This window comes from Actinomycetospora lutea, from assembly GCF_028737205.1.
In the GTDB taxonomy this organism is placed as follows: Bacteria; Actinomycetota; Actinomycetes; order Mycobacteriales; family Pseudonocardiaceae; genus Actinomycetospora; species Actinomycetospora lutea.
Window position 1 is genome coordinate 1 of sequence record NZ_JAQZAL010000055.1, and the last position, 13922, is coordinate 13922.

The following is a 13922-nucleotide window of genomic DNA, read 5'->3' on the forward strand; positions in this document are numbered from 1 at the left end:
CGACCCCAGCTCCCGGCCCGGTCACACCCTCAGCTGCACTCCATTTCCGGAAGAGCCGGCAAAGCCTCCGAACTGGTCGGTCGGAGACGTTCGCCCGCGCGCGCCTCGGTGGCAGGCGTGAGGTCGTTTGGAGCTTCAGCGTTCGTGCTCCTGGGCAGCGCGGGCTGACGATTCGGGCCCGGTTCCGGTCAGTCCGTGGGTGGGCTGGTCGAGCCGGTCGGGGCCGATGGCGGGGCCGTGGACCGTGGCGTGGTCGATGGCGGCCACGGCGGCGGTGACGGCGTCGTCGTCGTCGAGCTCGGCGCCGTGATTTCGTGCGGCGGCGAGCTGCTCGGGGCCGAGCCGGTGGGCGAGCGTGTTCAGATTGGCCTGCAACCGTTCAGCGTCGGAGCCGAAGGCGGGCGGGGCGGTGCGGCTCGTGGTCACCGCGCCGTGAAGCACGGCGGCGTCGTGATCGGCGCCGACGCGGGTGAGCAGGTCGATGACCGAGCGCATCGCTGTCCAGAGCTGTGTCCACCCGCCGGCTTCGTGCCAGAGCACCAGGGCGTCGCGGAACTGGCCGAGAGCCAGGACGGGGTCGCCGTGGCGGGCGCGGACGCTGGCTGCGGAGATGCGGGCGACGCCGTCGAGGTAGCGGTTACCGACGGACGCGGCCGTCGTCGCGGCCTGCTCGAGCCGGTCGAGTGCTCTGCCCGGGTCGCTGTCCAGGAGCGCTTCGGCCTCGGCGTAGGAGGCCCAGGCGATCATGGAGGGGTTCTCGAGGGCGTGGGCCTCGGTCTGGGCCTGCTGGGCGAATGCGAGCGCTCCGGGACGGTCGCCGCCGTACGCCCGGGTGAGAGCCCGCATCCAGAGGGCGACCGTGAGGGCGTAGCGGTCGCCGGAAGCTTCGGTGTCGCGGGCGAGGTCGGCGAACTGCACCTCGGCCTCGTCGAGGCGACCCTCGAAGAATGCGACGTCGGCGAGGATGTTGCGCGGAGCACAGCCGGCGCGTGATCCGTCCGCGAGCCGGACCCCGGTGGCGGCCAGGGTCGCGGTCCGCGCGAGGTCGCCGCGGAACCGGTGCGCGACCGCGGCCATCGCGTACAGCACCGGCAGCCGTGGGTGGGTGAAGGTGGCGTCCTCGGCCGCGCGAACCGTGCGGCTGGCCCAGTCGAGCATCTCCGCGCTGCGGAACTCGGCGTACCAGAACAGGGATGCCACGAGCCGGACCGCGAGGTCGAGGTCGTGGTCGAGGGTCCAGCGGTGAGCCGCGCGGGTCGTCGGTCGTGGCGGCGACGGTCTCGACCCAGCGTGCCTCCTCGGGGCCCTGCAGCCCGGGCTCGGCGGTCTCGGCCAGCGCGACGGCCCAGGTGGCGTGGGCGCGGGACGCGCGGTCGGCCTCGCCGCGTTCGGCGAGGCGGTCACGGCCGTACGCGCGCATCGTCTCCAGCAATGCGTACCGGCCGCTCCCGCTGGCGCGCGAGGCGTGCGCGACCACCAGGGACCGGTCGACCAGGCCGAGCACGATCCCGGCGACCTCGCACCGGTCGGGCACGAGGTCTGCGCACACCTGTTCGGCGGCGACGAGCGAGAAGGCTCCGGCGAACACCGCGAGGCGAGCGAACACTCGCTGCTGGAGCTCGTCGAGCAGCTCGTAGGACCAATCGACCACGGCGCGCAGGGTGCGCTGCCGCTCGGCCACGCCCCGGCGAACCCCGCGCAGCAGCAGGAACCGCGCGTCGAGGCGGGCAGCAAGCTCGGCGGGGCTCATGGCGCGCAGGCGCGGCGCGGCGAGCTCGATCGCGAGCGGCAGCCCGTCCAGTCGGCGGCAGATCTCGGCGATCGACGCAACGTGGGCCGGCTCGAAGGCGAAGCCGGGGGCGGCGTCCGCGGCGCGGTCCAGCAGTAGCCGCACCGCGGGCACGGCGGCCGCCTCGCCGGGGTCGGTCAGCGCGGCCGAGGGTACGGCCAGCGGGGCGAGGGAGTGCACGTGCTCGCCGACCACGCCGAGCGGTTCGCGGCTGGTCGCAAGCACCGTGACCCCGGGGCAGCCGCTGACGACGTCCACGATGAGCGAGGCCGCCTGCTCGATCACGTGCTCGCAGTTGTCCAGCACCAGCAGCAGCTGCTTGGGGCGCAGGTACTCGACGAGCCGGGCGGCCGGCGCCAGGCTGGCGCGCTGTGCGATCCCCAGCGCGGTGCTCACGGTGTCGACCACGGCGGCGGGGTCGCGGACCGCGGCCAGCTCGACCAGGGCCGTGCCGTGCGGGAACTCGCTCGTCCGCAGCGCAGCCGCATGCCGCGCGAGCAGGGTCTTGCCGACGCCGCCGGCGCCCACGAGCGTCACGAGCCGGGCTCGCCGCAGCGTCCCCCCGAGTTCGTCGAGGTCGTCCGCCCGCCCGATCAGGGGCGGCAGCGGGGGGCGGTGCTCTCGGCCCGGCTCCGTCGCCTGCTCGGAGGGCTGCTCGTACGGATCTCCGGCCGGCGCAATCCGGCGCCGGTGGTCCAGGTCGGGATCCTGGCGCAAGATCCGCCCGTGCAGCTCCTCCACGGCCGCCGAGGGTAAAAGGCCCAGCTCGTCGTCGAGCCGGTCGCGGTACTCGCGATATGTCTTGAGCGCCTCGGCGACACGACCGGCGCGGTAGAGCCCGAGCATGAGCAGCGTGTGCCCCCGTTCGCGGAACGGGTGTGCTGCGACCAGCAACTCGGCCCGGGTGATCGCAGCGGTCGGTCGGTCGAGTGCCAGCTCGACCTCGGCCCGGTCCTCCTCGGCGGTGGTCCGCAGCTCGTCGAGCCGGGCGGCTTCGGCGCGGGCGAACTCCTCGTCGGCGAACTCTGCGTACGCCCGGCCGCGCCACAGACCCGACGCCCGGTCCATCAGCGCGGCCGCGTCGTCGGACCGGCCGCGGGCCACGGCGTCCCGGGCCCGGGCGACGAGCTCCTCGAACTCGCCCGCGTCGGTGGCCGTGCCCGGCACGGCGAGCAGATAACCCGGGGCGCGGGTCTCCAGCTGATCTGCGCCGAGGACGCGGCGCAGGCGCGACACCTGACCCTGCAACGCGTTGGCCGGGTGCGCCGGGCGGCGCCGCGCCCACAGCACCTCCGCGATCCGGTCCGCGGACACCGCCGCACCCCGGTTTACGACCAGCAGGGCGAGCAGTCGGCGCTGGGTCGGTGAGCCCAACGCCGTCACCGACCCGGCGTCGTCGACCAGCTCGAGTGATCCGAGCACCCGGATCCGCACGTGCGGACCGTAGCCCCGCCGCGGGGGCGTGGGCAGCCGACAGCCGGACGACAGCGCCCGCGCAGGCGACCCCCGCACGCTTTGGCCCGCGTCAGCGCACACCACGACAGGAGCAGTGACATGGACACCACCGCCACGCGGGCATGGCTGCCGACCGGGGTCGGCCTGCACTACGTCGAGCAGGGCCCGCCCGCCACCGAGGAGACCGTCGTGCTGGTTCACGGTTGGCCGGACTCGGCATACTCCTACCACCGGGTCCTCGCCGAGCTTCCCGCCGACCACCGCGCGGTCACGATGGACCTGCGGGGCTTCGGCGACTCGGACCGCCCGGCCGGCGGTTACGCGATCGACGATCTCGCGGCCGACGTCGCGGCGCTGATCGAGACCCTCGGCCAGGCGGAGGTCACCCTCGTCGGGCACTCGATGGGCAGCTTCGTGGCCCGCCGGGTGGCCCAGCAGCGACCCGACCTGGTCCGCCGGCTCGTGCTCATCGGCACCGCGGTCAGCGCCGACAACGCGGTGCTGCGTGAGGTCGCCGACCTCGTCCGCGACCTCCCCGACCCCGTCCCCGCCGACTTCACCCGGGAGTTCGCCGCCAGCACGTTGCACCAGCCCGTCCCGGAGGACTTCTTCGACACCCTCGTCGACGAGAGTCGCAAGGCCCCGGCCCGGGTGTGGCGCGCCGCGCTGGCCGGGTTGGTGGAGGTCGACGACGCCGCCGAGCTCGAGCGGATCACGGCGCACACCCTCGTCCTCGGCGGCGAGCAGGACGCCCTGTTCACCGTGGCCGAGCAAATCGCGGTCGCCGCCGCGATCCCCCGATCCCGGCTCACCCTCTACCCGGACACCGGGCACTGCCCCAACTGGGAGCGACCCGCCCAGGTCGCCGCCGACATCAGCGCCTTCATCCGAGAGACCTGACCAGCAACCGCAGCAGCCCCGAGTTGACGGGACACGCGCGCCGGGGCCGAGCCACGCAAGCTGGGGTGCCCCGGGCTCCGCGGCGTCGAAAGGCTGGAAGCTTCAGGCCACGACCTTGAGCCCGGACAGGCGCTGGTGCGGACCCGGTACCTTTTGCCCGACCCGCTGCCCGCGCCGCTGTCGGCGTTCGCTGGGGTGCTCGGGCACACCGGGCTCACCGCCTACCTGGGCATCGACATCGCTCGCCCGGGTCGCGGGGGAGACGGTCGTGGTGTCCGCGGCCGCCGGTGCGGTCGGGTCGGTCGCCGGGCAACTCGCTGCCGCCCGCGGCTCCCGCGTCGTCGGGGTCGCGAGCGGAGCCGAGAAGTGCCGCTCCGTCGTCGACGAGCTCGGCTTCGCCTCGCCTGCGTTGACCGCACCGCCCCGGACTGGCGCGAGCAGCTCGACCTCGCTACCTCCGAAGGCGTCGACGTCGACTTCGAGAACGTCGGCGGCGAGGTAATGGACCAGGTCCTGATGCGGTTGAACATCGGTGCCCGAGTCGTGCAGTTGATCCAGGGGCAGTTCGGGCGGATGAACTCCAGGCGCCCGCCGAGCTCGGCGACCGCGATGCGGCGACCAGGAGTCGTCGGCGTTGGTGGCCTGGGCCGATCGCTCGTGCTCGCTTCGAGCGGTCAGACGCTCTTCCTCGAGGGGCGTCCTCGCGGACTGCGGCGATCGCGGCCTGCAGTCCCTGCGCGATACGGCTGCCCGCGGCAGCGACCTGGTGAGTTCTGGGCGCGGGCCTCGGAGTAGGCCGGTGGGCGGTGTTGGTCAGAGTCGTGCCACCGCGACGTAGACACCGGGGTGTTCGCCGCGGGCAGGGGTGGCTCGGCGGGGATGCCAGGCGGTGGCGTCGATGATGCCGGGAGGAACGAGGTCCAGCCCGGACAGGCAGTCCTGCATCTGGCCACGGCTCCACAGCGGCGCGGGCCCGACGTGCTCGGCCCACATGCTCGCGGCCCTCTCGGCGTGGGACCAGTTGTCGCCTGAGGTGTGCCAGGCCACGAGGTAGGACCCGGCGCTGAGCCCGGCCGCGTATCCGGTGACGACACCGCGGGGATCGTCACGGTCCGACAATGCGGCGAGGGCTCCGCCGACCAGGACCGCGACCGGGCGGGAGAGGTCGAGGACGGCGTGGACGTCCGGTAGTTGCAGGACCCGGTCGGGCCGGGTCAGGTCGGCTCGAGCGGCCACCGCCCCGGGGACCAGCAGCAGGCAAGTGTGGTTCACCGCGGTGGTGACCGGGTCGCGGTCGACGACCGCGATGCGCACGGTCGGGTTCAGCACGCGGGCGGCCTCGTGCGCGTCGCCGTCGGTAACAAGCCCTTCGCCCAGCACCAGGAACTGATCGATGCCGCGCTGCAGGGAGAACACCACGGCTCTGCCGAGGAAGGCCCGCACGGCCCGGCACACACCGCGCACGTCCGGGGCCCGCGCCTCCAGGGCGCGGGCGAAGGCCCGGTCCGCGGGCAGGTGTTGCGTGCCGCCGAGGAGGTAGTCGCCGACCCGGGCCGCGTTCGGCGTGACGGCCTGCCCTCCCCGGGCCTCCCACCAGCGCTGTGTCGGTGCTGCCGGGAGCGACCCGCGGCAGGTCGGCTCGGTGCCTGCCCTCGCCGGGAGTTCCTCGCGCTTCGCGGAGGCACTCCACCACGCCCGCCAGGACGATCGCCTCGCCGTCCGACATCGGCTGCTCATCGCGCCCAAAGCACCCCCGCCCCCAGCGATACTTCCGGGATGAAACATCCTCACTGGTGGGGCGGGAAGGACGACACCGCCGTCAGGTCTATCGAGGCCGGAAGAGGCCGGCTCGCCGCACAAGGATACCGGCGAGTGACCGCTACGTCGTCCTCGTGTTGGGCAGCACCGCGACGAGCTGCCCCAGGGAGGTGGCCTCCAGTTCCGCGGCCCTCCGTGATGATCTTCCGAGGGGGCATCCAGTAACGGCGGCGTGACCCGCTCGCCGGCTACAAGCGACCACTCGACGTTCAGTTCCGATTCACCCGACCGTCGCTCGACTAGATACAGCCGCTCACCGACGAAACCCTCCACAGCTGTGGACAAGTCTGGGGGAAAGTCGACGGGTTGATCTCGCGCCGCGGCTTGTTCGCTCGACGTGTCAGCCGACGCTGTGCTCGTTCACCTCCCAGTCGCGTCCGGGCCGGCGTCGCCGCGCTCGTCGTCGGTGCGCTCGGCCGTGGTCCCCACGAACCGCGGCCACACCACGCTCGCAAGACTGATCTCTTCCAGCCGCTGGAGATGGACCCGATGTCGGTGGTGGCGAGCATTGCAGCGCTCACTGTGTCACTGCGGCGGCCTCGCTACCGTCGCGCGCTCTGCCGACTCCAACGCGGGCCGGCAGCGAAAGAACATGGGGAGTCGCCAAGTACCATTGGAGGCGGCGATGTGGAGTTACATCATCCTCGCGGGCGCAGCTACCAGGATCGGCATCGCAAGCGTCGTCAGCGCAGCCCGCCCCCGCTCCCGACGTGAGTGATTGCAGACCGCGCCGATCGTCTACGCCGACCCGCGCCCGGGCCGGCAGCGGTGCCTCGCCACGTTCCGATAACCGGCTTCTATGTCGCGCGTGAAACGGCCATGCTAAGAGCCGAATGGGCTGATTTGTGGTGCGGACTGGCAGGTCGGTCGAGAACGGGCACCGTCGAATTCGACCTGTTTGATCTTGAGTAGATTCCTGCTGGGTCGTCTTGGTCCGGTCACGGTCGGGTGTCGGGCCTCTTGGTTAGGGATATCGGTAGGAGGCCGGTGTGCAGGGCGGTGACCTCGCCCCTCGGTCCGCGGGCGAAGGCGACCGGCACTGGTTCGAGGCCGAGCGTGGTGAGGTCGAGGTGGAAGAGGTCGGTGTCGTCGGGAACCGGGTGCAGGCGCAGTCCGCGGCGCACCGCGGGTATCGGCGTGCGCCCTCGGATGATGAGCCGCTCGCCGCGCACGAGGACTTCGACTCCGGAGCCGAGGAACATCCGCGGCTGCGGGTCGAGCAGTCTGCCGGGGCCGAAGGAGTACCGGCCGCAGAGCTGGCGCCACACTGCGGGCCGCTCGGGGACGTCGGTGCGGATCACGTCGTCGGGGAGTCCGAGAAGACCGCGGAGCAGGGCCTGGGTGACCGGTGTCGGCGCCCCGCGGGGGTCGAAGTGGCTGGTGTTGGCGAAGGCGAGGACGCCGAGGCCGTCGTCGGGGGCGAGCAGCAAGTCCGAACGAAAGCCCTTCCAGATGCCGTCGTGGCCGACGGTGCGGTGGCCACCGACCTGGCCGCGGAAGAACGACAGGCCCATGCCCGCCAGCCGAGGGTCGGGCTGGTGATGGGGCGCGTACATCTCGGCGAGGGTGTCGGCGGCCAGCACCCGCCCGTGGTCGTTGCGGCCACCGCCGAGCAGCGCGGCGGCGTAGCGCGCCATGTCGCGGATAGTCGAGTAGATCCCGCTCGCGCCGGCGGTCACGATCTCGCGGTCGGTGACCGCTTGGAGCCCGCGGCGGCCGATCTCGTAGCCGGTGGCCAGGCGCGGACGCACGCGGTCGGACCGGGTGAGGTCGGTGCTGGTCATGCCGAGCGGGTCGAAGACGTGCTCGCGCAGGTAGGCCGTGAGCGGGGTGCGGGTGAGGTCCTCGATGATCTGCCCGAGCACGGCGTAGCCGTGGTTGGAGTACGCCCATCGGGTGCCGGGCTCGAGGTCGAGGCGTAGGCCCCGGCCGTAGTAGGCGGCGGGTGAGGGCGCCGAGCGATACCTGGGGGTGCCCCAGCCCATGTCCGATCGCAGCAGGTCGGCTGGGGTGCGCACGGCGCGGACTCCGGCGGTGTGCAGGAGCAGGTGCCGGATCGTGGCCGGGCGCCACCCGGTCCGGGCGGGGATCAGTGCATACGCGCGCAGATACCGGGCCGCGGGCGCGTCGAGGTCGACGAGCCCGCGATCACGCAGCTGCATGACCGCGATCGCGGTGACGGTCTTGGTGATGGAGGCGACGCGGAACACGGTGTCCGCGGTGACCGGGGTGCCGGAGGCGACGTCCGCGACTCCGTGTCCGTGGAACCACCTCAGCGACCCGTCGCGCACCACCCCCACCGCGAGCCCGGCGGTGGGCCACCGGTTCAGCACCGCATCGACCCTCGTGGTCAGCGAAGCCGCGTCGAGCGTGTCGAGATGGTCGGTGGGGACCACGGCTCGCCCCCTTTGATTCCGGGTCCTGGTTCCGGGCCGGTGGAAGCCGGAGACTGCGCTCAGTCGCGACCGAGCACCGGAGCCGAAAGTCCCTCCGAGACCGAGCCGCCCGCCTCCGGTGCGCTGCCCCAGAGCCCCAAGCGGCGCCCGAAGATGCACATCGGTCCTTCCAGCTGGGGTGAGCTGTGGCACGACCTGTCCACCCCGCAGGTTCGGCGCTACCGGTGCGTCCACGACGGCTGCGCCCGCGAGATCTTCGCCCGCGAGGGCGGCCGGCTGGCCCGCTCGGGATGGTCGACCCGCTCGAGGGTGCGCCGTTCGTGGTCGTCCGCGGCGTCGAGGGCCTCGGACGGGGCGTTGGGCCCTGGCCGGTGTTCGCCGATCCTCCAGGGTGAGGTCGTGGATCCGGTTCGGTTGCGTCTCGACGAGCTGATGTACGCGTGGCTCGACTACGAGGACACCCCGATGCAGGTCGCGCTGCTCGGCACGTTCGACGGCGGACCCCTGGTGCGCCCGGACGGTGCGGTCGACGTGCTCCGGGTCCGCCGGGAGCTGGCCTCGCGTGCGCACCGGGTTCCGGCGTTGGGGCGGCGGGTCTTCTGGACGCGGTTTGGCGAGGGCCGGCCGCTTTGGGTGACGGATCCCGGCTTCGACCCGCTCGACCACATCGAAACCACGACCCTGCCCCCCGGCGCCGACCTGCCCGGCTGGGCGGCGAACCGGGCGACCCGGCCGCTGGATCGGAACCGGCCGCTGTGGCGGGCGGAGGTCATCGACGGGCTGCACCACGGGCTGCACGACGTCCGGTTCGCCATGCTCATCGTCGTCTCGCACATCCTCGCCGACGGGCTCACCGGTGTGGCGCTCACGGGCGCGCTGCTCGACCCCGCTCCCGGAACGTCTGTGACGGATGCGCCCACGCCGACAACAATGGCGCTGCCGACGCACCGCGACCTCGTGCGCCGGCGGCTGCAGGAGGCGGGGGCCGCGCTGCGGCGGCGTGGCCGGCACGGGCGCCGACCGGCCGAGGGGCCGAGACCCGCGCGGCCGGGCCTGCGCGAGGCGCGCGACGCGATGACCGGCTTCGCCGGGCCGGAGCCGGCGACCTCGTTGTCGCGCCACATCGGCCCGGGGCGCCGGCTGGGTGTCGTGCGACGGTCGATGGAGGAGCTCCGGGACACCGGACACGCCCTGGACATGACGGTGAACCACCTCCTGCTCGCCGCCGTGACCGGTGGTCTGCGGCGGCTCCTGGCCGCCCGCGGCGAGGCCACACCTGGGCTCGTGCTGCGCGCCTCCGTGCCCGCCGCCACCGGCGCCGCCGGCGCCGCGGGACGGCAGGTCGCGGCGATGTTGATCGTCGAACTGCCGGTAGGCGAGCCCGGCCCGTTGCGCCGCGCCGCGCTCGTGCGCCGGGCGACGGCGCTCGGCAAGGCGCGACTGCGCGCCGCCGGCGGCGACTTCTCCGACCTCCACCTCCCGACGCCGCTGTCGCGGTGGCTGCTGTGCTCGGCCCGGCGCGTGGGGAGCAGCCGGCTCACCGTGTCCGTCACCGACGTGCCGGGGCCCGCGCGGCCGCTCTGGCTGGCCGGCGCCCGGCTGCTCGAGGTCGTGCCGATCGCCCCGATGGCCCCGCTCGTGCCGCTCACGGTCGCGGCGCTCTCCTACGCCGGGGAACTGGCCGTGACGGCCAACGCCGACGCCGACATGACCGACCTGGACGTGCTGACCGACGGCATCGCCCGGTCGTTCACCGAACTGGTGGACCTGGCCCGCTCCGGGGCACGCCCGCCGCCGGTACCGGCGCGGCCGCTCCAGCGCGGCCGCACTGTCCTCGAGGCGGCCGCCGACATCGACCGCCGCGCCGAGCAGGTGTTCGCCTACTGCACCGATCCACGGAACGCGACCGCGTGGAACTCCGCGGTCGACGACGTGAAGCTGCTGACCGACGGTCCGATCGGGGCCGGCACGCGCTACCGCTTCCACACGAGAGCCGGCAGCGGTGTGGTGCAGTACCGCGGGTTCGACCCGCCGCGGGCCTGGACGGCCACGAGCAGCGGGGTCCGGCTCGACGCGTGTTTCGAGGGCGAGGTCGTGCCCCTCGACGGGCGATCACACGTGCGGCTCCGCGCCGAGCTCCGGCCGCACGGGGCGCTCCGCCTGCTCGCACCCGTGGTGCGGCAGGCGCTGCGGCGACGCTGGCAGCGCGACCTCGCCGTTCTCCGAGCCCTGGTCGAGCAGGGCCCAACTCCAAGGGCGAATGAATCTCGAGTCCTCGCTCAACGGAGTGACCGCGCGCGTCCCCTCCGCCCACGCGGGCCCAGTAGCGTGAGGTATGGGCGTGCACCGGCCGGAGAGGTGCCCGACCTGCGGGTCGACCGAGTTCGACCAGCTCTTCCGGCTCGAAGCTGGAGAGCTCGGCGGCCGCGACGACGAGGTGGCGGTCTACCACTGCTCGGACCGCAAAGTGCTGGCTGGGCGGGCTCAACTCGAACCGGATCTAGGCGCTACGCAACGGTCGTGTGACGGTCAGCAGGCAAAGCGCGACGTCCGATAACCGGCTTGTACGTCAGGCATCGCACGGCACGCGGACCCGACGAAGCGGCGTTCCGTGGGCTCGCGGTGCGAGCGCACCGACGGGTGCTCCTTACGCGAGAACCAGCCACTTGAGTTCCCTCGCCCAGCCTCCGCGCGCGCTGTGCAACGAGGCTTCGTGATCGAGATCGATCTGCCGTCCGGGCCTCCCCTCGCCGACGACTTCGCGGCCCAGCACCGCTTCCACCGCCGCGGCCGGAGGCACCGAGCCCCGCCGCCCCGCCGGCAAGCTCGCCCACCTAGGCGTCCGTGGGAGAGCGCCACACGGACGGCGTCGACCGCGCTCGAGGGAGCGCTACCCTGACCGGCCGGACAGTAGCCACCGCCGGGTACGGCCCCTCCCAGCTCAACGTCGGCGGCGTAACAGCCGAAGTTCCCGCGCGCTACAGAGCCAACGTCCACGGCGCCGACGCGGACTTTGCCGGGTTGCAGCTCCATACGGGCGATCCTGCCTGGTCACACAGGAGCGCTCCGCCGGTCCTCGCAGGTCTCAAGTTCGCGGGCCGCGTCGCTCATTGCTGCTCAATCTCCTTTTCGGAAGTCATCGGCTATCGCCGTCATCTGTGCTTCTCGCACGCCTGACGATCAGTGCTCTACAATCTGTTGTGGCCGGGATCGGCGTACTGATACTACTCGGGGGCTTCGCCGGGCGGCGGCGTCTCTTCTCGCGCGTTAACAACTGGAGGCAGGATGACTCTGAGCGACGATCTTGATTCCGGCTTGGAACGGTTGACCGTCACGTTGGATCTGGGGGAGGCGCCTCCACTTTCAACGTTAATGGAGCAACAGGGGAACCTGCTGATGTTGTGGAAGTATTGCTATATGGCGAGTGCGGGATACTTCGTCGATCCCGCTGGCGACAGCAGGCGTGGGATGGAGCGGCGTTCAGGAGGAAATCGTCCGGGTCCCCGGGAACTTACGGAGTTGGAGCAGCGTTACGGGCCTCGGTGGCTATCCGAAGAAGCTAGAGGAGCTAGTGTCTTACGCGTCCGCAAGAGCACGCTAGCAAGTCCGCTGACCACCGTGCTTGAGGTCGCCCAGGAGGGCACACCGTTCGGCATCGTCGCCGCTAGCGTATACGGCAGCCTTCGGGTCCTAAAAGAGCTACTCGCACTCAAGATTCAGTGGGACCAGCATCGAGAAGAGATGAATAGCCTCGCACTTGCGCGGAAACGGATGTTCGACGAGGAGGACCCCTTTTCGGCTTCGCTGCTCCGGCAGCACAAGCAAGTAGTCGGTGGGGAGAATCCCTTAGCTCCGCCCCCTGAACATCCAGAGTTCGACGTAGAAGACGCGCTCAACAACCTAGCGCCAGTGCGCGAGGCTACGGTCATCGATCGCCAAGGGACGTCAAGCGCCCGGGGCGTGTAGACAGCCGGATTCCACGTAGTACCTCTGATCCTGACGCGGCAGCTCGGTCAGGTTGCAGGTTGCTCGCTTTCCCTCACCTCTCCGCCCAGCCGTACATCCGCGACCCAGCCGCTTAAACGGGCTCTTCCGGATATTGAGTGCACGGGAGGCCGTGATCGACCGGGCTGGTGAGGCCGTGTCGGTGCGGTAGGGCGGGCCCCGAGAAGTTGATGATGAAGGTTCCTAGGCCAATCTCATCGACAGCTCGGGGACCCGCGTGCCGCACCCTACGACCACGCCTGCCCAGGTCGTGGCCGACACGATCGTCAGGACCGTCGAGCTCGGGGTGCGGATCACCGACGCCGCCCTCGACGGGGAGACCACGGTGCTGTGGTGTGACCTGGTCGCTCACGGGTCGGCGAGGTGCCCGGGCTGTGGAGTCGCCGGTACCTATCGGGACGCCGTGGAGCGGCGGCTGACCGACCTGCCGTTGGCCGGGCATCCGACCCAGCTGCGGGTTCGGGTCCCTCGGTTCCGCTGCACCCGCGGCGGGTGCGAGCGGGAAGTGTTCACCGCCGACACCTCGATAGTGGCCCAGCCGGGATGGACGACGACGCGCCGTTGCGCGGGGTACGTGCTGCGTCGCCTGGCGGTGGATCGCCTGACGGTGGCGGCGGTGGCCCGGGAGCTGGGTCGGTCGTGGGACACGGTCAACGGCATCGCCGTCGCGGCCACTCGGATGCTGCTCGCAGGCGACACCGCGCGGCTGGACGGGGTGCGGGTGATCGGGGTGGACGAGCACCGGTGGGCCCACACTCGTCACGCCGACGGCGACGGGTTTGTCACCGTGATCGTCGACCTCACCGACGTCGTGGCCGGTCAGGGGCCCGCGCGGTTGCTCGACCTGGTCCCCGGCCGGTCAGCGAAGGCGATGGCCGACTGGCTGGCCGCCCGCGAGCAGGGCTTCCGCGATCGGGTCGAGGTCGTCGCGATGGACGGGTTCGGCGGCTACAAGACCGCCGCCACGGACGCTCTCCCGGATGCGGTGACCGTGATGGATCCGTTCCACGTCGTCGCCCTGGCCGGCGCGAAGCTCGACCTGTGCCGCCTGCGGGTCCAGCAGGACACCCTCGGGCACCGCGGCCGCGCTGGCGACCCGCTCTACCGGGTCCGCCGCGCACTGCGCACGAGACTCGCGCTGCTCACCGACAAGCAGAAGACCCGGCTGGCCGCGGTGTTCGCCGCCGAGCAGCACGTCGCGGTCGAAGTGACCTGGTGGGCCTACCAGCGGATCATCGACGCCTACACCCAGCCCGACCCCCAGCACGGCCGCCGCCTGCTCGCAGCAGTCATCGACAGCCTGCGCCGCGGACTGCCAGCCGGGCTCGACGAGCTCGCCCAGCTTGGCCGGACCCTGCAGCGGCGCCGCGACGACGTCCTGGCCTACTTCGACCGCCGCGCCTCCAACGGCCCGACCGAGGCCATCAACGGCCGGCTCGAGGCCCTACGCCGCAACGCCCTCGGGTTCCGCAACCCGCTCAACTATTGGATCAGATCCCTGCTGGGGACTGTCCGACTGACGGTGTAACTGGTTCTCAAGCTCCGGGCGTGTCCCGGGG

The 13922-nt window shown here is 72.0% G+C and carries 8 protein-coding genes and 2 pseudogenes; 5 read left to right on the forward strand and 5 right to left on the reverse strand.

Features of this window, described 5'->3' with window-relative positions; translation table 11 throughout:
* Positions 1–135 precede the first annotated feature (135 nt).
* Both PHK61_RS30975 and PHK61_RS32255 read right to left on the reverse strand, forming a co-directional pair.
* The gene (locus PHK61_RS30975) at positions 136–1200 is read right to left on the reverse strand and encodes a hypothetical protein (RefSeq protein ID WP_274284891.1); all 1065 of its coding nucleotides are present in this window, start codon (positions 1198–1200) and stop codon (positions 136–138) included.
* A gap of 250 nt (positions 1201–1450) precedes the next feature.
* A pseudogene (locus PHK61_RS32255) lies at positions 1451–1750 on the reverse strand (hypothetical protein); the annotation flags it as partial.
* 219 nt (positions 1751–1969) lie between these two features.
* On the opposite strand from PHK61_RS32255, the gene PHK61_RS30985 reads away from it, so the two are divergent.
* Positions 1970–2545, forward strand: a complete 576-nt coding sequence (locus PHK61_RS30985; protein ID WP_274284893.1) for a hypothetical protein — start codon at positions 1970–1972, stop codon at positions 2543–2545.
* Positions 2546–2563: 18 nt separating this feature from the next.
* On the opposite strand, the pseudogene PHK61_RS32200 reads toward PHK61_RS30985, so the two are convergent.
* A pseudogene (locus tag PHK61_RS32200) lies at positions 2564–3445 on the reverse strand (AfsR/SARP family transcriptional regulator); the annotation flags it as partial.
* Between PHK61_RS32200 and PHK61_RS30995 the strand changes: the two are divergent.
* Complete coding sequence (locus PHK61_RS30995) at positions 3344–4144, forward strand: alpha/beta fold hydrolase (RefSeq protein WP_274284895.1); 801 nt, start codon at positions 3344–3346, stop codon at positions 4142–4144. The pseudogene PHK61_RS32200 and the gene PHK61_RS30995 overlap by 102 nt on opposite strands.
* A gap of 813 nt (positions 4145–4957) precedes the next feature.
* Here the strand turns inward: PHK61_RS30995 and PHK61_RS31000 are convergent.
* Positions 4958–5881, reverse strand: a complete 924-nt coding sequence (locus PHK61_RS31000; protein WP_274284896.1) for an SAM-dependent methyltransferase — start codon at positions 5879–5881, stop codon at positions 4958–4960.
* 1019 nt (positions 5882–6900) lie between these two features.
* Positions 6901–8358, reverse strand: coding sequence for a serine hydrolase domain-containing protein (locus tag PHK61_RS31005; RefSeq protein WP_274284897.1), 1458 nt, complete (start codon positions 8356–8358; stop codon positions 6901–6903).
* A 399-nt stretch (positions 8359–8757) separates the two neighbouring features.
* Here PHK61_RS31005 and PHK61_RS31010 point away from each other — a divergent pair, with 399 nt between their 5' ends.
* The 3 genes from PHK61_RS31010 to PHK61_RS31020 all read left to right on the forward strand — a co-directional run bounded on the left by PHK61_RS31010 (position 8758) and on the right by PHK61_RS31020 (position 13891).
* On the forward strand, positions 8758–10884 hold the full coding sequence (locus PHK61_RS31010) for a wax ester/triacylglycerol synthase domain-containing protein (protein WP_274284898.1): 2127 nt from the start codon (positions 8758–8760) through the stop codon (positions 10882–10884).
* 1092 nt (positions 10885–11976) lie between these two features.
* Positions 11977–12324 carry a hypothetical protein gene (locus PHK61_RS31015; RefSeq protein WP_274284899.1) on the forward strand — a complete coding sequence of 116 codons (348 nt, stop codon included), beginning with the start codon at positions 11977–11979 and terminating at the stop codon, positions 12322–12324.
* 256 nt (positions 12325–12580) lie between these two features.
* A complete protein-coding gene (locus PHK61_RS31020; protein ID WP_420791469.1) occupies positions 12581–13891 on the forward strand; it encodes an ISL3 family transposase in 1311 nt (436 codons plus the stop codon).
* The last annotated feature ends 31 nt before the right edge of the window (positions 13892–13922 follow it).

Excerpts from the sequence above, each read along its gene's own strand:
- PHK61_RS31000 (WP_274284896.1), bottom strand. The coding sequence starts at position 5,881 with ATGAGCAGCCGATGTCGGACGGCGAGGCGATCGTCCTGGCGGGCGTGG.
- PHK61_RS30995 (WP_274284895.1), top strand. The coding sequence starts at position 3,344 with ATGGACACCACCGCCACGCGGGCATGGCTGCCGACCGGGGTCGGCCTG.